Here is a 20,258-nt window from a genome sequence, read left to right as displayed (position 1 = left end):
CATGTCCGCACTGACCCGTCGTGCCGCTTTGGGCGTGTTGGCCGTGTCGTTGGGCTACGGCGGTTTTGCCCTGTGGCAGCGCCAGCAAGGCGTCAATGCGGCCAAGGCGCTTTATGCCAATCCGCTGCCCGCGCCCGATGGCGCGCTGCGCGTCTATCATCTGGGCCATTCGCTGGTGGGCCGTGACATGCCTGCGATGCTGGCACAGCTTGCCGGGGCGGGGCACGGCTATGCCAGTCAGCTGGGGTGGGGGACATCTCTGCGCGAGCATTGGGAGCCGGATTTGCCGGTGAATGGGTTTGCGGCTGAAAACGACCACCCCTTCCACCGCCCCGCAAAAGAGGCCCTGTCATCGGGGGGCTACGATGCCGTGGTGTTGACCGAGATGGTCGAGATCGCAGATGCCGTCCGCTATCACGATAGTGCGGCCTATCTGGCCCGATGGGCCGGGCTGACCTGGGATGCCAATCCAGCCGCCCGCATCTATCTTTATGAAACCTGGCACCATACGGATGACACCGATGGCTGGTTGCAGCGCATTGACCGGGATTTGCGCAAATTCTGGCAAGGCCGCGTGAAATATCCTGCGCTTGCGCAAAGCGATGCGCCCATTCATCTGATCCCCGCAGGTCAGGTCAAAGCCGCCTTCGTGCGCGCGGTGGCGGCGGCGGGTGGGATCGCTGAGGTCCGCTCAGTAGATGACCTGATGGGCCTGCAACCAGATGGCACCCCCGACACGATCCACTTTAACGATCTGGGCGCCTATCTGGTGGCGCTGACCCACTTCGCCGTGCTCTATCACAAAGACCCACGCGGCTTGCCGCATGTTCTGCTGCGCGCCGATGGCACCCCCGCCACAGCTCCAAGCGCGCCCGTGGCGGCCGCCATGCAGCAGGTGGTTTGGGATGTGATCCGCCAACACCCTGAAACCGGGGTCGCGGCATGAGCGGGCTTGGCACGGTCTTTTCGGTGTTGATGGTGGGCCACAGCCTGTTTGGCCCCACCGCCCCCGCGATGTTGGAACAGGCGCTTACCGCCGGGCAAGGTGCGGCAGAGGTGCAGGCGCAGATCATCAACGGCGCGCCCCTGCGCTACAACTGGCAGAACGCCGCCACCGCCGAAGGCGTGGACGCGACAGAGGTTTTACCTCAAGGCGACACCACCCACCTGATCCTGACCGAAGCCATCCCACTGGCCAATCACCTGCAATGGTCTGAGACCGGCACCTACGCCCGCGCCTTTGCCGATCTTGCAGCCACTGCGAACCCGGATGTGCATGTCTATGTGCAGGAAACCTGGCATAGCCTGAACAGCGGCACCGGGGTGGCGGTTGAATATGATGACAAGGCGGATATCCCGTGGCGCCAACGCCTCGACGATGATCTGCCCGCCTGGGAAGGCATCCTGTCTGAGATCGCCGCAGGCGGTGCGGCACAGGTGTCGTTGATCCCGGCGGGCCAAGCGATGGCGCTGTTGCACGATGAAATTGCGGCCACGCGCATCCCCGGACTGCCCTCCATCTCGGCGCTTTTCTCGGATGACATCCACCTCAATGATGTGGGCCACTACTTTGTCTCAATGGTGCAATACGCCACGCTCACGGGGCAGGATCCAACGGGACTGCCGCGCGGCTTTGTCGACCGCTACGGGGCAAATCTGGAAACCCCTGAGGATGACCTGGCCACCAGCCTGCAACGCGTGGCCTGGCAAGCGGTGCAGACCTATCAGGGCAACGCCCCGGTGATTAAGGCCGCAACGGCCAGCGCGGAACCGCCCGTGGCCACCACCTTGCCCGCGACACCGGCTGAGATCGTGCTGCCACAGGGGGGCGTGACTGGCACAAATGACGTGGCCATCGGTTTGGCCTCTGTTGCGGATTGGAGCACGCAGCAGCCGTTTTTGGACATCATGAAAACGGCGCGGCCCTGGTTTGGACACCGGACAGGTCAATGGGGCGGTTTTGACAACGCCGCGCTGCGCGCCGAGGGCTTTCTTGACCCCCAGGGCTGGCCCACCGCCAAACCTGCGGGCGTCAGCAGCCTGGGCACCGTGATCCTGACCGACATGCCAGAAGCGGCGCGCTCTCTGGCTGGGCGCTACCGCTTGCAGTTTGACGGCAGCGGCATCATTGAGGTGGCAGGCCGGGCGCGCAACGTGCGTTATGCGCCGGGGGAGGTGTGGTTTGATTACACGCCAGGGCCGGGCGTGGTGGACATCCGCATCCAGCGCATGGATCCCGCCGATCCGCCCCGCGCCCTAACAGTGGTCAAGGAAGACCACATCGCGCTCTTTGAAGACGGGGCGCTTTTTAACCCAAACTGGACCAGCCGCATCAACCGCTTTGGTGCTGTGCGTTTTATGGATTGGATGGAAACCAACAACGCAGAGCTTGCCACCTGGGACAACAGGCCCCGCGTGGATCACGCCACCTATGGTCCTGGCGTGCCGATTGAGGTGCAGATTGCCCTGGCAAATGAGCTTGGCCAGGACGCGTGGTTCAACATGCCACATCTGGCCGATGATGCCTTTGTCCAACAGTTTGCGACACTCGTGCGCGATGGGTTGGATCCGGGTCTGACGGCTTACGTTGAATTCTCAAATGAGGTCTGGAACTGGCAATTCACCCAGTCCCGTTGGGCCGATGAACAGGCGCTGGCGCGCTGGGGCCAGAACGACAAGTGGATGCAATACTACGGTCTGCGCGCGGCTGAGGTGGCGCGCATCTGGTCTGCGGTTTTTGCCGATGCGCCCGAGGGCCGTCTGGTCAACGTCATCTCCAGCCAAACCGGCTGGCTGGGCCTGGAACCCGAAGCGCTTGAGGCACCGCTTGTCCAGGCCGAAGGTCTGCCAGCCCCCGCAGAGGCCTTTGATGCCTATGCCATCACCGGCTATTTCGGTGGCGTGTTGGGGTTGGAGGACCGCGCAGATATGGTGCGCGGATGGATCAGTCAAAGCACCGCCGCCGCCCGACAAGAGGCTGAGGCGCAGGGGCTGACGGGGGAGGCTATGGAAAGCTATCTGTCCCAGCACCGCTTTGATCTTGCCAGCCAACTGGCCGGGCGCGAGCTGACCGACGGGGCGATCAGCGGCCGGTCTGAGGACACGGTCAGCGATCTGATCACCCGCGTCTGGCCCCATCATGCAGCGGTTGCGGCCAACCATGGACTGGCGTTGATCATGTATGAAGGTGGCTCGCATGTGGTGGGCATCGGCCCACAGGTGGAGGATGCTGAGCTGACGGCCTTTTTCCACCACTTCAATTATTCTGCTCAGATGGGCGCGCTCTATGCGGTTTTGCTAGACGGTTGGAAGGCCGTTGGCGGCCAGCTTTTTAACGCCTATTCCGATGTTTATGCGCCCACAAAGTGGGGCGCTTGGGGGGGCTGCGGCATCTGGATGATGAAAATCCACGCTGGTCCGCGCTTTTGGCTTTCCAATGACCACCACCGTTTTGATCCCCGCCCATAATGAGGCTGATTATCTGCCCGCCTGCCTGCGTGCGCTCTTGGCCTCAACGGCGCAGGCGGTTGAGGTGATTGTGATCGCCAACGGATGTACGGATGCCACCGCCCAAATCGCCCGGGATCACGAAGCAGAGGCTGTGGCCAAGGGCTGGAGCTGGCAGGTGATTGAACTGGTTGAGGGCGGTAAGCTGGGAGCGTGGAACGCAGGCGAAGCGGCTGCGACGGGCGAGGTGCTGATTTATCTCGACGCAGATGTGCTGGTCGCACCTGACCTTCTGGGCCAGATCGCAAGTGCCCTGGCCGGTGCCGCGCCGCGCTATGCCAGCGGCACGCCCCATGTGACGGTGGCAGGCCAAGACGCCCTGACGCGGCACTACACCCGGTTCTGGCTGACGATCCCCTTTATCACCCAAGGTGTCCCCGGTTTCGGTGTCTTTGCAATGAACCGTGCCGGGCGCGACCGCTGGGAGGCTTGGCCTGACATCATCTCAGACGACATCTTTGCGCGGCTGAATTTTCAGCCCGCCGAGCGCATCTTGGTCCCGGCGCGCTATGATTGGCCGATGATCGAAGGGTTCAAACGCCTGGTTCAGGTGCGCCGCCGCCAAGAGGCGGGCGTGGCCGAGATCGCCGCCCGCTATCCTGCGCTGATGGGCAATGATGATCCGCAGGGCGGTGCTCAGCCCCTGTGGCATCGCGCAGCGAAAGACCCGTTGGCCTTTGCCTGCTACGTGCTGGTGCGCCTGACCGTGCGCCTGCCCGTGTGGCGCAACAGCACCCGTTGGGCGCGGGGGCGGTAAGGCGTTGAAATCCCTACTTAAGTGTTAATTCCGGCGTAAGGTGTTGGAACGGCGGAATAAGTCGCGTCTGTCCCCGCGGGGACAGGTGCTGTTTGGGGTGTTTTGGCAGGGCGGCATGCCTTGGGGCGGTGGCGTTTGGGGAGGCGGTGCTGTGAGTTTTAGGGGAAAGATGAAGCGCGGGGTGTGGGTGCCAGCTGCGTGGTGTGTGGTGCGGTTTGGGGTTTGCGTGTTTTTGGCGGCGTTGCGTTTGGGGAAGCGGTGTTGTGAGTTTTAGGGGAAAGATGAAGCGCGGGGTCTGCGTGCCTGCTGCGTGGTGTGTGTTGTGGTCTGGGGTTGGCGTGTTTTTGGCGGCGTGGCGTTTGGGGAGGTGGTGTTGTGAGTTGTAGGGGAAAGATGAAACGCAGGGTGTGGGTGCCTGCTGCGGTGCGTCTGGGGCTAGGGGGCTGCTGATCAGCGGATGAGGTTTGCCAGTTTGGCGGCCTCGGCGTGGACGTCGTGGCGGGCCAGCACGCGGGTTCGGGCGGCGTCGCCCATTTTTTTCAGCTTGGCCTTTGGGGCTTTGGCCAGCACATCCATCGCATCCGCAAAGGCCGCCACGTCGCCCGCAGGCACCAGCCAGCCGGTTTTGCCCTCTTGCACCAGCTCTGGCGTGCCCGCGATGTAGGTTGCAATCACGGGGCGGGCGGCGGCCATCGCCTCCATGACCACCATGGGCAGGCCTTCGGCAAAGCTGGGCATCACCAGCGCGTGGGCTGCGGCCAGCTCCGCTTTGACACCATCCTCATCCAGCCATCCCGTGAGCGTGACGCGGGCGTTCAACTGGTGCTCTGCGATCAGCTTTTCAATGGGGGCGCGCAGCTCTCCGTCTCCGATCAGCGTCAGGTGAAGATCGGTTTCCGTTTGTGCCAGCGCCTGGATCAGCGCCAATTGGCCCTTTTGTTCCACCAGACGCCCGATGGCCACGACCCGGCGGGGACCATCAGGCAGCGGGGCGGGGGTGTCGAATTTGGCGGGTTCAATCCCGCAGTGGACCACTTGGATGCGGTCCCAATCGGCAGGATCTGCCCAGCGGCAAAGCTGGGACCGGCCAAACTGGCTGATGGCGATGGTGGCCTTGGCGTGGTGGATCTTGCGCCCCAGCGAAAGTGCGCGGGGGGCGTCAAATTCCTCAGGTCCGTGCACGGTAAAGCTGAAAGGGGCACCGCCCAGCATATGGGCCAGCATCGCCACCGTGGCGGCATTGGTGCCAAAATGCGCATGGGCATGCATCACGCCTTCGGCGCGGCAGCGCTCTGCGATAAAGGCCGCTTCGGCCAGATAAATCAGGTGGCGCAACCGCCCCGTCTCAGACGCCTTTCCCATCGCCAGCGCCTCTTGCAGGGCGGTGGCAAAGCCTGCGGCATCCCGGCCAAGGGCGCGCAGCCCAGCTTGCATCAGCGCAGCTTTGCCTTCGGCCAGCACATATTCGGTCTTGTCCGCCTCTGATCTATCCTGGGCATCGACCAGCGGCACGTTTGCTGCCCGCATGGCAAAACGCAGCACCTCATGGCCCTGGGCCTCAAGCGCGCGAATTTCGCGGCGAATAAAGCTTTGCGACGGTTGGGGATAGGTGTTGAGGATATAGGCGATCTTCAAGGCGGTGGTGTCCCTTAGTGGTTACGGGTTTTTATCCTGACGCTTGCCCATGGACCAAGCGCCAGCGCTGGCCTATCAAAGATTGAGGGCAGAAGTGAGGCAAATGGGTCGTGGCAAGCCGGATCATCCAAGCGCTGGGCGGCAACCGTCTGATGGCGCGCGTTGCGCGGTCGGCGTCGTGGATTGTGCTGGGCTATGGGGCCAGTCAGGCCATCCGGCTTGGCTCTAACCTTATCCTGACGCGGCTGCTCTTTCCCGAGGCCTTTGGCCTGATGGCGCTTTTGAGCGTGATCACCGTGGGGCTGACGTTGTTTTCAGACGTGGGTATTTCGCCCTCCATTGCGCAATCCAAACGCGGGGATGATGCAGCGTTTCTCAATACCGCCTGGAGCATTCAGGTGGTGCGGGGGCTGGTGCTGTGGTTGATTGCCTGCGGTTTGGCCTATCCGGTTGCACTGTTTTATGACCAACCCGACATCGCGACCTATCTGCCGCTTTCTGCTTTGACGCTGGTGATTGCGGGGTTCAACCCGACGCGCATTGAAACGGCGCATCGGCATTTGTTGATGGGTCGGCTGACCGCCCTTGATCTGATGAGCCAAGTCATTGGGATCATTGTGATGATCGTGCTGGCCTTGATCTTGCAATCGGTGCTGGCGCTGGTGATTGGCGGAGTAGTCGGGGCGTTTGCGAAACTGGCGCTGACGCATCTGTTCCTGCCTGGGGAGGGGAACCGCTTTCAGCTGGAGCGCGCGGCGTTCAAAGAGCTGATCAGCTATGGCAAGTGGATCTTTCTGTCCACGCTGTTCTGGTTCTTTGCCAGCCAGGGCGACAAAGCGGTGCTGGGCAAATTCCTCAGCCTTGAGACCTTGGGGATTTATAACATCGGCTATTTCCTGGCGAGCTTTCCGTTCATGCTGGGCCAGACGATCAACGGGCGCATCATGATCCCGGTGCACCGCGAAAACGCGCCTGTGCGGCGGGTCAAGCTGTTGCGCTACGGGGTCAGCGGCGGGGTCATTGGGCTGTTGATTGTGATGGGCCTTTTGGGGCCCTGGCTGATTGGGGTCTTGTATGATGCGCGCTATCAAATGGCGGGGGCGATTGTGGTTTTGGTGGCCATCGGTCTGATCCCACAGATCATTGGGATGACCTATGGTCAGGCGGCCTTGGCGGCTGGGGATTCGCGGCGCTTGTTTTTCTGCAGCGCCATTGCTGCGGTGTTGCAGATCGCCTTTTTGATCATCGGGGTCAGCCTGGCGGGGCTTGTTGGGGCGATTGCGGGCATGAGCCTGTCGATGGTGCTGGCGCATTTTGCGATGATCTGGGTCGCGCGGGCGCATGGGGTCTGGGACCCGGTGCATGATCTGGTCTTTACCGCGTTGGCCGTAGGCGCCGCAGGCTTGGCGCTGTGGCTGCATTATGATGCGATCGTGGCTTTGTTGGCAGTGGCGGGCTAGGTGCCGGGCCTTTTGCACGCGTGCCGCGCTTTGATGTCTGACAGATCTGTGACGGGGCCTGCGATCAGCTGAGTTTGCTGGCGGATTGGCGTGCCATACGGGCTTCGCGCCCGCGTTTGCCAGCGGCACGGCGATCTTGCCAGATGCGGGCCAGGCCAAGGCGTTCCTTGGACGGTTCGGTTTCTGGAATAGAGACGACAGGCATCAAACCCGTTTCGCGGTGCATCTGTGCGGCTGTGCGCAAGACCGGGCTGCGCAGTTCCAGCAGGAACGCCAGACCAATCGCAGCAATGAGCGAGGCCACGCCACCTGCCAGGGCGATGTTTTTGCGCGCTGTGGTGATGGGCAGCTCAGGCACGGTGGCCTCTTCGAGCGTCACAAATTGTTCCCCGCGTGAGGCCGCTTCGAGGGTGAAGGCGACCTCTGCCTCATTACGGCGGACGGTGACCACTTCAAGCTGGCCTTGAAGCTGGGTGATGCGGCGTTCAAACTCAGCCAGACCGCGCTCCACCTCGGGTGAGGTTTCAATGCTTCGGCTCAGCGCATCGCGGCGGTCGCGCAGCAATTGGCGTTGAGTGGTCAGGCTGTTGAGCTGGCGGGTGAGTTCTTCGGTTTCGCGCTGGATCGTGGCCGCGCGGGTGTTGCCCGAACGGTCAATGTTGGTGCGTGCCAGCTGGGTGGTGATGATGTTGCGGTCCAACTCCAGCAGAGAATCATTCAGGCTGGCCAGCTCTTCGCGGCGGAATGCCAGGCTGCCTTCGATGGACAGGTCATTGGCGCGGCGGAAGTCGGCAAGCGCCTCTTCCTGCTTGCGGATCTCGCCCACCAGCGTTTCTTCTTGCTGGCGGAAAAAGGCGAGGGTTTCGCGGGTTTGCTCATCGCGCTGCGCGCTGGCCAGGGTGCGGGTTTGCTCAGCCAGGCCATGTGCCACGGCTTGCGCCTTGTAGGGATCATCCAGCTCAACCGTGATGGTGAGCACGGAAATCGCACCGTCATCGGCAAAGCCTTCGCGCACGGCCGCAACGCCAGTGATGGTGACAGATTGGCGGAACAGGGCCACACGTTCAGTGGTACTGAGCCCATCAAGTCCTTCAAAAAGCTGCATTTCTTCGATGATACGCAACACGTTGTCGCGCGCCATCAGCTGTTGTTCGATCAACTGCAAGCGCCGCGCGGCAGAGCCTTCGACGGTGGAGCGGGCCAGGTCATCCGACACCTTTGGGCCTTCGACCTGAATAACTTCTGCAGATTGATAGATATGGGCCTGGCTAAGCGCAAAGATCACAGAGGCAATGCAGCCCAGGATCGTGACAATAATGATCAGGCCCAGACGCCGCCGCACCAAATCCAGAAAGTCAGCCAGTGAATAAATCGGGCCCATTTTGACCAATTACTCTCGTCTCAATCCGTCCCGGGTCGGCCTTATGCCGCCGCAGGTTTGGTGTGTTTCACCAGAACAATACGGCCATTATAGGGCGTTTTGCTAAGAAGCGTAGAGAAACGCACCGCCGAAGGAGTAGGGCGGGACGTGACAGGATTGGATAGCACTGCGGCCTTAGCTGTAGTTTGGCACGGAATTTGCCCGCGCGCGGTTCAAGACCACGCCCAACAGCGGCACCTTACCTTCCAGCAGGCGTTCGCATTCCAGCAGCTCTTTGGCGTTGGTTTGCGAGCCGTCTGATACCATCAGCACGCCGTCCAATTGGGCCAGAAACGCGGACATATCGTCATGCACCAGCATGGCGGGCATGTCGTAGATCACCATCTCAGGCTGCAGCGCGTCGCGCATCCGCGCAAGGGTTTTGCTGGTTTGCGGGGCCTGCAGCGTTTCGGCTGCACTTTGATCAACAGCGTTGTTCAGACCCAGTGCCAGCGTATCGCTGAGGCGGACCAGATGATCACCGGCAGTTACCCGGCCAGTCAGGAAATCCTGCATGGAGCCGCGTGCGCCCATGTCAAACGCCTTGGCAACGCCAGGGTTGCGCAGGTTCATGTCCATCAGGATGGTACGCGAGCCTTCGATGCGCGACAGGCTGAGGGCCAGGTTCACGGCCGTGAATGTGTTGCCGCAGCCGGAGGTGGGGGACACCACAGCGATGTTGGTCCAGCCGTTTTCCTGTGTGGTCTGGCGCAGGCGGGTGCGCAGCAGATCGAAGGCGCGGACAGAAGTGCTGTCGCGATCGGCGTCTACCACGGGCATGGAGGTTTTGGCGGTGCGGCGGCTGCCCGCTTCAACCAGGGCCAATTCATGCCAGCGGGGCATATCCGGGGTCGGTGCATAGGCAGGGGCCTGCGGTGCCGGCACCGGAGCAGCAGCAGCGGGCACTGGCGGCAAAGGCGCGGGGCGTTCGCTGCGGCGTGCCTCAGGCTTGGCCGGGCGTGGCGCAGGTGCGGCGGTCTCAGTACGTGGCTGGGTGGCAGCCGGTGCGGGCTTTTCCGCAGCAGGGGCCACGACGGGGGCCTCTGCCTCAACCGTCAAATCCTCAAGATCTTCGATGGCGTTGCGGCGGGGACGTATGCTGTGCCGCGGGGCGGCGACGGGTGTATCGTCCAGATCTTCGAGATCCTCGATCTGCGTCATCTGTGCCATTTTGCGCATGGGGCGAATGCCGGGCGACAATGTGGGCGCTGGCGTATCGTCTTCCAGATCAAGATCCAGATCATCAAAGTTGATGTCATCCACGCCGTCACGCTCAGGCACATCGGCCTGCGCAGTCAGCGCTGTTGCACCGGCTTGGGCGCCTGTCAGCGTGTCCGCTTCCAGGCCAAAATCCAGGCCTTCAAGATCGCCGTCTTTGAGCGCGCCATCTTGCACGTTGATATCCTCAAGTCCGTAGTGCTGGAGATCGTCTTCTGCGAATGTATCACGCATTGTGCTCTCCTTTCGAAATCTTGTCATGTGTCAGGGTGTGAAGCGGGGCGGGGCGGGATGCAATGTGGCGCATCGTCAGTGACCTGTAGGGCGCAGAACCACGCCGATGGTTTTGAACAGGATCGTCAGATCCAGCTTGAACGTCAGGGCGCGTTCATAAGCGCCATCCACATCATTGCGATAGTTAAAGCGGGCTGAGTTGCGGGCAGAGACCTGCCACAAACCGGTAATGCCTGGCTTGAGGGCAAAGTAGGATTTCGGGTTGCCGTAAAGCTCAAGCTGATCGGGCAGCATGGGGCGGGGGCCAACAAGGCTCATGTCGCCCAGGGCCACGTTGATCAGCTGGGGCAGCTCATCCAGCGATGTCTTGCGCAGGAGCTGGCCCACGGGTGTGATACGGGGATCATTGCGCAGCTTTTGGATTTCGTCCCATTCGCGGCGCATCTCTGGATCCTTGGCCAGATAGTCCTGCAGCAGCTGATCGGCATTGCGAACCATGGTGCGCAGCTTGATGATCTTGAAACGTTTGCCGTTCTTGCCCAGGCGGTCCTGAGTATAGAAGGGGTTGCCGCTTTCGATCCAAAGCGCCAGGGCGCACAGACCGATGATCGTGACTGAAAAGGGCAGGGTCAGTGCGATGAACAGCAGGTCCAGAACCCGCTTGAGCATGTGGCGGTAAATGTAGACAGGCTCAGATTTCTGAGCGAGCGCTGCATTCCAGACGAGGCTATCGCTCACGCTGCGCGCCGGTTGGGCACGTTCGATAAACGCAGCATTGCCGCTAAAAGCGAGCTGAGCGTAGTCCACAGGACCAGTGACGTTGTCTTTCATCATAACCCCCAGGGTTAAACGTTACTCATACATACCCACGCCTGGCAGATGCGCGGTCACTGCTTCGTTGCTGTCGCATGAGGGATTTGGTGGGGCGGCAGCCTTTACCCATCCTTCATACATCTTCCTTACTGTGCCTCAGTGTCAAACGCTGCGTCATTTCTTGGACGCAATGTCGCAGAGAACTGGGCAAGTTCAGCGCGGTCGCAGTATTCTCGGCCAAGTCTTAGCATTTTCTCGCCCCATTTCCTAAAATGTGGGGAAAATCACACCTATTCTGACAGGTATTGACGATAGTTTAAGGGGAGAATTCGGATTGTTGCGGCATCGTCACCAATCCTGCCTTAATCCAATTTTCGATTCCTCGTAAAAATTGAGTGAATCGGCCCCGATTTGCAGGGCTGCCTTGTTTTCGGCCCAATCAGCGTAGGGCAGCGTTGCACCAATTCAGGGCAAGGTGCAAGCCCGGATGCCAGATTCGCAGATGCGCGCACCTGGCAGGGGTAGAGGTGCCGGGGGGCTGATCAGTCTGGGTGCACGTTTATGAAGAGGGGGCTGGCAGGGGCTGGATCCATCGGGTTCCGGTGGCCTAAGCCTCACCTGCCGAGCACCAAAAGGGTGACACGCGTTTTGCCTCCCTTAGTTTGGTTCGCCAGACCTATGCGCGCAATCGCGCAAAAAAGAAGGGCGGACCTAGAAGGCCCGCCCGTTCCTGCGTCATGTCAAAGCGTTCAGAATGGATTGCTTGCGTCGCTGTTGCTGCCGAACGGATCGCTGAAGTCGCCGCCGCCCACAATCGGCACCTGGCCGCCGTTGTCTGAACCTGAGCCTGAGCCTGATCCCATGCCCGCGCCTGGATCGCTGGGATCGGTGTTGCCGCCGAAGGGATCGCCGAAGTCTCCGCCACCAAATGGGTTGTCAAAATCGCCGCCGCCGCCGCCGCTGCCGTCATCTTCCAGAACTGCGCCGATGACATCAAAGTAGGCCATGGCCGTATCCGTGCCGCCGTTACCGTCTGCGATTTCGTACTCAAGACCGGTTTGGATGGACACGCCTTCGGCCAGGCTGGCGGTGTCGCCATCGACGTCACGCACCAGATACTCACCACTTTGGTTGATGCGGATCTGACCACCGTTGTCTGCATCCTGCCAATCGAACCAACCGTCTGCGTCGGCAGTTGTGTCGTTGCCGGCACGCACGATGGTGATCGCGTCGCCATCGGCGTCGCTGTCATTGTCGAGGATGTTCACCCCAAAGACAGGCAGACCGTCGGCACCAAATGGGTTTTCGCTGAAGTCGAGAGAGGTGAACTCAGGACCAAAATCGTCCATCGCCTCTGGCGGCGTGTTGGGAATGGCCACACCTGCGTTCACATCTTCCAAAGCCGCACCGCCGGTCACTTCGATGACATCCGTGGTGCTGAGGGTGACCGGGAAGCCGTCGACGGTGACTGTGACAATCCCGGTGTCCTCATTCACGTCAGAAGCACTTGAATCATCTGCCAGACCGTCACCATCGAGGTCTTCCCCCTTGGTCACAAAGGCTTTGCCCCGTTCCAGCGAGAAGCCCAGCTTGTAAGACCCGGCGGGCAGATCGTCGATGCTGTATTCGCCGGTGGCATTGTCTGTCGTTGCGACAAAGATCTTGCCGTCTGCGTCTTTGAACACAGTGCCGTCGGGGTTCAGAACCACGACTTGCTGGCCGCCAACTGCGCCATCAACACGGGCTAGAAGGGCGTCGCCGTCAAGATCTTCGAAATAGCGGCCCGCGATGCTGCCGGTGTCTGTCTCACCCAGCACCTTCACAGTCACTTCCGCCGTCTCTGCCACGCGGCCCACCAGCTCCACATTGTCCAGCAATGGGCCATAGCTGTCGTCCACACCGCCGCCGGTGAAGCCGATCACGGTTGTGCCTGCATCCAGCGTCAGGGTGATTTCATAGCGGTTGTAGGCCAGCTCATCCGAGCTGATGGTCTCAACCTCGGCGTCATCCACCATCACGATCAGCTCGCTGGTTTCGGCCGTCAGGTTGCCACGCGAGCGCGGCGCGTAGTCAAAGCTGAGCGTGTATTCACCGGCCTCTGCGATCTGGACCTCTTGGGCGATGCCTGCGTTCGTCATGTCGCTGTCGTGGCTGTCCAGTTCCACAACGGAGTTGAAACCGGGGTTGTCAGGCGTCCCGCCATGGCGGCCTTCCTGGATTTCCAACAGGCCCTGCGGCGTTGTCCAGCCGGTGATGGTGTCAAAGACGTCCCATTTGTCACCATGCGCGCCGTTGCGGTTGAGCGTGCCGTGATCCTCAAACGTGCCGTTGACGATCAGGTTCTCGGTCACATTGGTGCCGATGCTGTAGGCTAGGGTGACTTCCTCAGACTCACCATCGTTTAGCGCATCAAAGTCACCATCTGCATCGAAATCGACGGTGCCGTCGGCGTTGACCGTGACGCGGCCCTTGTCGAGCTCAATCCAGGCACCAACGTTACCGGTCTGGCCGTTGACGGTGACGACGGACTGACCGTGCATGTCGTTGACCAGGATGCTGGATTTGCCACTGTCGAGCTTTTCCAGATCGCCCGCCGCTTCTTTCTCGGTCACGGTGATTGTGTCGTCCTGAGCGACGTAATCCGTTTCGCCCTGAACGCTGACAATAATGGTTGTGGTCGCAGGGTCTGTCGGTGTCAGTTTGAAATCATCAAGGTAGACGCCGTAATTATCTTGATTGCCCGCTGATGTAACAGAAAGCGTATCAGAGCCATCGCCCGCACCCGCGATCAGATCCACGGTGAAGGTTTCAAACTCCCGTCCGTCGGGATCTGCGGTCAGGACAAGTTCGCCGTTCCAATACACCTCAACAGATTCGTCATTGCTGCTGCGGTAGCCGCGGGAGGCCATGAATGACAGGCTATAGCTTGTCCCATCTTGCAGGCCCTGCACGGCTTGGGAGATGGTCAGATCGTCGCCGCGGATGGTTTCGATGTCGAGGGCATAGTTGCCTTCGCCACTGGCGTGACGGACGTTGTTGTCCACCAACTCCACACGGGTGGCACCTGAGACATCCCACCCTTCCAGCAGACTTGTATCGCGGCTGAGCAGGCCCCAGCCCGCGCCACCAAAGCCATCCGTGCTCTCAAAATTGCCGTTGACCAGCAGGTTCGACGCCTCAGCTAGGGTGTATGTGATGGTCAGCGTTTCGCTTTCGCCGTCATTCAGGCTTTCAAAATCGCCGTCTGCGTCGAAATCGACCGTGCCGTCCGCGTTGATCATCACGCGGCCTTTATCCAGCTCAATCCAGGTGCCAACGGTGCCTTCGACACCATTGACCGTTACAATATCGCGGTCTGAGGCGTCATTTTGCAGGATCGACAGATCGCCATTGTCCAGTTTATCCAGATCGCCTGCGGCCTCGGATTCTGTGACAGTGATGACGTTGCTGCCGTCTGAGAGCGCGTGCAGGCTGATGTTGTCGAGGTCAATGTCGCCGTGCACGTAGCCTTCCCCCACAAAGGCGAAGGTTACCTTTGTAGTGCTGTCCTCTGCGGTGAACTGGACGGTCTGGGGGACACTGTCGTGCGGTGCGAGGACATCTTGGCCCATGGTTTTAAGAACCCTTGTGCCTGAGCTGTCTTCGACGATGACATGCAGCTCAGCACCGGACAGCGCGCTAACGTAACCTGTTGAGAAGGTTAGGCTGTAGGCCTGGCCCGGGTCGGTTGTGACCGTCTGTGACAGTTCTTGCCCAGCTTGACCTGACCATCCACCAAGCGCAAAGCCTGCGCCCTCGACGCGGGTGTTGCTAAAGAACACACCGCCTTCGCCGTTGTTGGTGGACCAACCGGCAGGCGTGCTGCCCTTGCCGGTGCCGCCGGAAAGATCCTGAAAGTCACCGTTTTGGATCAGGTTGTCGCCCTGAAGGACGGGGGTGCTGGGGTTTGTCGTCATGTTGTACTCCGAATAATCGTGACACTTCCGGCATCGGGGATTTGCGGAAGCATTTGTTTTTTGTTGGGGGGGAAGGGGGAGGCCGTGCTATGGGCTGGTCAGGTGCTCAACTAAGGTTACTCCGGGGTTAACGTCATTTCGGAGCCGTACTTCGAGGCGAGCTGCGGCAAATTTGTGGCAGTTTCTGTCCTTATTCTTGGCATGTTTACAAAAGGGCCAGAAACTTCCCGGTTTGGTTGATTATTCGATTGTTTGGGAAAAGATTGGACGCCTGTACGCTACTTTGGGGCTAAGCGTTGGGATGCCTCACCCAATTCTGGAGCAAGCGATTCTGATCAGGGTTTGGGGAATGAGCCGGCACTCGCCAAAAAATAGATAATCTATCAGTTGGTATCTTCAGGTCAAAAGACGGCCCCGCAGCAAGGCACCGGCGGCTACAGCGCACGATCGGCGGGCGCGGCGCGCCACGGGGGCGTAAGTCGGCGCTGTTGCTTGTACGAACGTACAAATAAAGGGCGCCGATTTTTACGAGGGATAAAGAAGGTGGTGTAAAAGAAAGGCCACCCCCCAGCCGGTACGCACATAATTTTACTGCGACTGGGGGATGACCTTAACCCGTAATTGCGGGCACGCCGGGAGATGACAGGAAGGACAGCTCCTGGCGATTTAGACTGGCGGGCCGGGGGAGAAGCAGAACGGCCCGCCACCTGCTCACTATCGCGGCTTGTTCATGAAATCGGCGAGGGTCGTACGATCCACGTCTTCTTGGGTCAAACCAGCGTCCCTAAGGGCAGCAGCGTCCAGTGCACGAAATTTGTAAAGCTGTTCCTGTGCCCGAACCAGTGCGACCGGGTTCGGGATGCGACCGAGGGCGGCGCGCAGGCTGGGAAAAGCGATTGTCGTGTTTCTTGCAATGGCCGTCTTCATAATTTTGTCTCCGCTCTGAAATGTTTCGGTCGTTGTGACCGTGAACAATGAATGCCACGCCTGCGCGTGGCGTTCTGTGAAGCGGTTCACAGAAGCGAAAGAAAATTACAAAAAGTCGGAAGTTTTTATTTTTTCCAAAGCCTCAGGGTCGATGACCTTGAGCCGTCCGCGCGCCAGTTCGACAAAGCCGTCGCGGCGCCATTCGGTAAGCGTTTTGGAGACCACTTCGCGCGAAACGCCAACGTAATCAGCCAGTTGCGCCTGGGACAGAGCGACCAATCCGGTGCCTTCGGAGAGGTAAAGAACCTTGGCAGCCAGGCGTGCGGTGGGGGAGAGGAAGACCTGATGCTCCACCTGTTCAGAGAGCCATCGCATGCGTTTTCCAGCAAAACTTAGCAGTTCTGCGGCCAGATGCGGCGCGTTTTCGATCTCTTTGATCACGGCAGACTGCCGCAGGTAGCGCAATTTACAGTCCTCAATGGCGGTTATCCCAGCGGTGCGGGTGCCGGGATCAAACATCGCGATCTCACCAAAGACCGATCCGCTGCGCAAAAGGTTCAGCGCCAGCTTGCGCCCGTTGCTGGAATAAACGCTTACCTCTAGGAGGCCGGAATCGAGGACGTAGAGTTTGTCGTCAAAGTCGTCTTGCTCAAAAAGAGTCTCACCTGCCTTCAGTTCCTGGGTGACAAAACCCGCATCAAAGAGCCGCTTGAGCTCTTGTGAGGCTTCGAGAAAGAAGGTGGCTTGATCCATTTTTATGGCCTTGCTGGGGGTCGCACAGCGGCGGCAGGCTGCCCTGCGCACCGGTGGAACAGATTAGCGCTTTTGCTTCTTTTTCAAAGCATTACTTGTGCCGATGGGGGCAGAATCGGCGAATTTCATTGGATTTTCACCCCTAGGTAGAGCCGTGGCCGGGGTTTGCTGACAAAGTCCTAAGCTGTTGTGCACGTCGGGGTTGCGGCACCGCCTTTGAGCGGTCGCGCGCCGGGTGTTCAAGGGGCGGGGATGAAAAACGTTGATCGAACGAACGTCTTGGGCTTAGTCTAGGTGCATTCAATTTTTAGTGACTGCATTTTGCACCATCATACATTTTTCGGGGGGATCGACCTATGCCCACGCCCAGCCCAGCCTTGGCAGCTGAACTGCAACCGCAACTCGACGCGCTGCGTGCCATACGAGAAGAGTGTTACCGCGATTTTTTCGCCGATCAGATCATTGAGCCTGATGAGCAGGCCATTCTGGACCGGATCGACAACAAACTGAAAGAACTGCAAGACAAGATTTCGCAGGCAGGCAACGTCAATGTCGGCAAGACGATTTCGGGATCTGTCGGCAAAGGTGCCGACAACGGCCCCGATGATGTGTTGGTCGTGCAGACCTTGCTGAACAACAATGGGGCCAGCCTGTCAGTGGATGGGGTCATCGGCCCCAAGACGCGCGCGGCAATCACGGCCTTTCAGGAAAAGGCCCTGGGCTTTGGCGATTGTTATGTGGAGCCCGGCGGCAAGACCATGAAGGCGCTCAATGGCGGAGCCACGGGTGCGCCTGAAGGGGAGGAAGGGACATCTGAGGCCGGTGGCGGCGGTGTGTCTGAGACCGACGGCAGCCAGTCCATTGGTGGATCCGGTGATGAGGGCACATCCCAGACCGGCGGCGGTGGTGTCTCTGAAACCGACGGCAGCCAATCTGTCGGCGGTGGCGGCACGGAAGAAGAGGTGCCAGAGGGCAAGCCAGTTTCAGAGGCGATTGAGGAGGCTGCAAATAGCGGTGATCCGAATGCGCCCATCGTGATCAATGAGGATCCGAACGATCCGAAGGTTGCCGAAGAGATTGTCAAAGAGAAGATGAAACATCTTCCTGATCAGACGATCACGATCAAGGAGCCTGATGATCCCAACGATCTGATTGTCGATACCCTATCTGGTTTGGGCTTTGAGGGTGCTGAGGTTTCCATCGGCGTCAGCGTTGGACCATATAATGGCACGCTGAAGCTGAAGTTGGAAAAAGATGGTCAGGTCGTGCCTGCCATTGAGGTGGACATCCAGGATAGCATCCGGATTGGCAGCGGGGCCTATGCGCTCTTTATTTCGGGTGAGTTCAAACCGCTTTCCGCCGAATTCGCCATCAAGACCACTGGCGACGAACTGACCGCCACCTGCGAGCTTTCCACAAGCGGCTCTTTGATTGCTGGCGTGGGGGCGGCTGCGGGTGAAAGCTGGGCCGGTTTGGGCAAGCAGGTTGAGCTGAAGCTGTCCCAAACCCAGGAAATGAAGGCGACCTTCTCCATCGAGAAGATCAAAGAACTGGCGATGGCTGGTATCAGCATGGCCCCTGAGAAGATGATCTTCTCCGTCCCATCGACGATTGCGTTCAAGGGCGAGGAAAGCCTAGTGCTGGGCGGCAGCGGCGATGTGAAAGCGGTTGGCGTCAGTGCGGCTGCCAAGCTGACCTTGCAGTCCTGGGACCCCATAATCGGCCTTAAGATCACCGAAAACAGCGTTGATATCGTCTATGATTATCTCGCGGAATTCGTGGCCTATCAGACGGCCAAAACGGTTCCGATTTTGAGCACGTTGATGGACGCCTATGAGAATGTGCAAGAGATCAGAAAGTTCCTGGATGATCCGGCGGCCTATGCGCAGGAACAGCGCGAGAAAGCGGAGGAATACCTCAAGTTCATCCGCGATGTGCCACAGGTGGCGCAAGAGATCGTTGCGCGCGAAGCGCGTGAGCTTGAGGCGGTGATTGATCGGTTGGAATCGGAGTTTGAGGAATCCAAACGCCAGGTGACCGAAATGATCGACGGCGTCAGGCAAGAGGCGTCCAACCTTGTTGATGAGTTGGAGGCGGCAGGTGAAGAGCTGTCTGACCTAGCGGGCGGGGCGTATGAAGATCTGCTCAATGAGATCGACAACGCCAAAGACGCAGCCGAGGAAGCGATCGAAGGCGCAGGCGATGAAATTGAGAAGGGTCGCCGCGAAGCAGAGCGGATGCTGGAAGAGATCCGCAAAAAGGTCGAAGAGGCGAAAAAGGCCGCTGGCAGCCTGTTGGAGCAGGCGGGTGAAGCGGTTGGCGACGCTGTCGATGCGGGCCGCGAGATGGCAGAAGACGCGGTAGAAACGGGCGAAGAGCTTCTTGAGGAAGGCCGCCAGATGGTCGAAGACCTCAAGAATGTGGCTGAGGAAGAGCTGGAAGAACTGGCCGATGATTTCATTGAGTTCGCAGATGAGGTCGGCGAGACCGTCGGCGGGGTTGGCAAAGACCTGTTGGATACCATCAACGAAGGCCGTCGTTTGGCGGATGAGGCCAAAAAGAAAGCAGCTGAGGAACTGGCAGAGACCGGCGAAGAGCTGTTTGATGCGGCCAAAGAGGTCGGCGAGGGCATGCTTGAGAAGGCCAATGATGCCATGGAATACGCCAACCAGGCCCGCGACAAGGTGGAAAACACTGTCGAAAATGTCTGGGACCTTGTCAAAGACGCCACCAAAGCAGCCGAGGAAAAGGCCAAATCCGTCAAAGATGGTTTGCAAGACATGGCCGGGGAGGCCGTGGACGAATTGCTGGATCTGGGCGGTGACTTCTGGGATTTCGCAGACGAGCTGTCAGATGAGGCCAAGGACAAAGTGAAATCGCTGGCCGAGGGGGCCAAGAAGGCCGCCGAGACGGCGAAAGAGCAGCTTGAAAACGCCTATAATGGTGTCGAAGAGCAGGTCTCGGAGTTTGGCGATGACATCAAGGAGGGCGCGGAAGAAGCGATCGAGTTCCTTGATGAAACCCGCCAAGGCGTTGTTGATACGGTTGAGGACATGGCCGAAGCGGCCAAGAAGAAAGCCGAATCCGTTCAGAAACAGCTTGAAGGTCTGGCGGGCGATGCGGTTGAATTTGTCGATGACGCAAAGGACGCCGTGGAAGACACGGCCGAAGGGTTGCTGGATCAATTCGACCAAGCCTTTGACAATGCCGCAGACAAGGCAGGCGATTTTGCCAAGGAGGCCATGAAAAAGGCCGAAGAGGCGCGCAAGCTGGCAGAGCAAAAGGCCAAAGAGGCTCAGGACCGTCTGGAAGAGGCCGCACAGGCCGCGCTGGACAAAGCAGCAGAGGCCAAGAAAGAGATCGAAGAGGCTGGCAAAGACCTGATGGACAAAGCCGAGGACACCTTTAACGATGTCAAAGACACGGCGGGCGATGTCGTGGAGAAAGGCAAGAACCTTTTGGGCAAGCTGGGCAGCTTGTTCGGCTAAAGCGCCGCATTTCCAACCTTTGACTAAAGCGGGCTGAGATCACGGATCTTGGCCCGTTTTTGCGTTTGAGGCCCGTTTGGATCCTGTTTG

The 20,258-nt window shown here is 59.6% G+C and carries 12 protein-coding genes; 5 read left to right on the top strand and 7 right to left on the bottom strand.

All coding sequences use genetic code 11. The features are described from left to right. The first annotated feature begins 1 nt into the window (after position 1). The 3 genes from ACZ1HM_RS14015 to ACZ1HM_RS14005 are packed head-to-tail and all read left to right on the top strand — an operon-like array spanning position 2 to position 4,264. Positions 2-946: a hypothetical protein gene (locus ACZ1HM_RS14015; RefSeq protein ID WP_472743315.1), complete on the top strand. Its 945-nt coding sequence runs from the start codon at positions 2-4 to the stop codon at positions 944-946. Continuing rightward, a complete protein-coding gene (locus tag ACZ1HM_RS14010) occupies positions 943-3,468 on the top strand; it encodes a hypothetical protein (RefSeq protein WP_472743314.1) in 2,526 nt (841 codons plus the stop codon). The genes ACZ1HM_RS14015 and ACZ1HM_RS14010 overlap by 4 nt, the downstream gene beginning before the upstream one ends. After that, positions 3,437-4,264 carry a glycosyltransferase family 2 protein gene (locus ACZ1HM_RS14005; RefSeq protein WP_472743313.1) on the top strand — a complete coding sequence of 276 codons (828 nt, stop codon included), beginning with the start codon at positions 3,437-3,439 and terminating at the stop codon, positions 4,262-4,264. Before ACZ1HM_RS14010 ends, ACZ1HM_RS14005 begins: the two co-directional genes overlap by 32 nt. Before the next feature lie 450 nt (positions 4,265-4,714). On the opposite strand, the gene ACZ1HM_RS14000 is transcribed toward ACZ1HM_RS14005, so the two are convergent. Continuing rightward, positions 4,715-5,899, bottom strand: coding sequence for a glycosyltransferase (locus ACZ1HM_RS14000; protein ID WP_472743312.1), 1,185 nt, complete (start codon positions 5,897-5,899; stop codon positions 4,715-4,717). 152 nt (positions 5,900-6,051) lie between these two features. Here ACZ1HM_RS14000 and ACZ1HM_RS13995 point away from each other — a divergent pair, with 152 nt between their 5' ends. Then, positions 6,052-7,359 carry an oligosaccharide flippase family protein gene (locus tag ACZ1HM_RS13995; protein ID WP_472744624.1) on the top strand — a complete coding sequence of 436 codons (1,308 nt, stop codon included), beginning with the start codon at positions 6,052-6,054 and terminating at the stop codon, positions 7,357-7,359. 64 nt (positions 7,360-7,423) lie between these two features. Here the strand turns inward: ACZ1HM_RS13995 and ACZ1HM_RS13990 are convergent, their stop codons facing one another. The 6 genes from ACZ1HM_RS13990 to ACZ1HM_RS13965 form a co-directional block, all read right to left on the bottom strand. After that, complete coding sequence (locus ACZ1HM_RS13990) at positions 7,424-8,740, bottom strand: GumC family protein (RefSeq protein WP_472743311.1); 1,317 nt, start codon at positions 8,738-8,740, stop codon at positions 7,424-7,426. 174 nt (positions 8,741-8,914) lie between these two features. Further along, on the bottom strand, positions 8,915-10,231 hold the full coding sequence (locus tag ACZ1HM_RS13985; protein WP_472743310.1) for a P-loop NTPase family protein: 1,317 nt from the start codon (positions 10,229-10,231) through the stop codon (positions 8,915-8,917). 75 nt (positions 10,232-10,306) lie between these two features. Continuing rightward, positions 10,307-11,062, bottom strand: a complete 756-nt coding sequence (locus tag ACZ1HM_RS13980) for a sugar transferase (RefSeq protein WP_472743309.1) — start codon at positions 11,060-11,062, stop codon at positions 10,307-10,309. A gap of 731 nt (positions 11,063-11,793) precedes the next feature. Then, positions 11,794-15,000, bottom strand: coding sequence for a DUF642 domain-containing protein (locus tag ACZ1HM_RS13975; RefSeq protein ID WP_472743308.1), 3,207 nt, complete (start codon positions 14,998-15,000; stop codon positions 11,794-11,796). Between the two features lie 714 nt (positions 15,001-15,714). After that, entirely contained in the window at positions 15,715-15,927 is a 213-nt protein-coding gene (locus ACZ1HM_RS13970; protein ID WP_472743307.1) for a hypothetical protein, read from the bottom strand. 105 nt (positions 15,928-16,032) lie between these two features. Beyond that, positions 16,033-16,680, bottom strand: a complete 648-nt coding sequence (locus ACZ1HM_RS13965; RefSeq protein ID WP_472743306.1) for a Crp/Fnr family transcriptional regulator — start codon at positions 16,678-16,680, stop codon at positions 16,033-16,035. Positions 16,681-17,036: 356 nt separating this feature from the next. On the opposite strand from ACZ1HM_RS13965, the gene ACZ1HM_RS13960 reads away from it, so the two are divergent. Further along, positions 17,037-20,168 (top strand): peptidoglycan-binding domain-containing protein, encoded by a 3,132-nt coding sequence (locus ACZ1HM_RS13960; RefSeq protein WP_472743305.1) that lies wholly within the window; start codon positions 17,037-17,039, stop codon positions 20,166-20,168. Positions 20,169-20,258: the final 90 nt, after the last annotated feature.

The sequence above is a fragment of the Sulfitobacter sp. GN1-4 genome (assembly GCF_055693825.1).
Note: the sequence above shows the minus strand (reverse complement) of the source record. Positions and strands in the feature narration are given on the sequence as shown.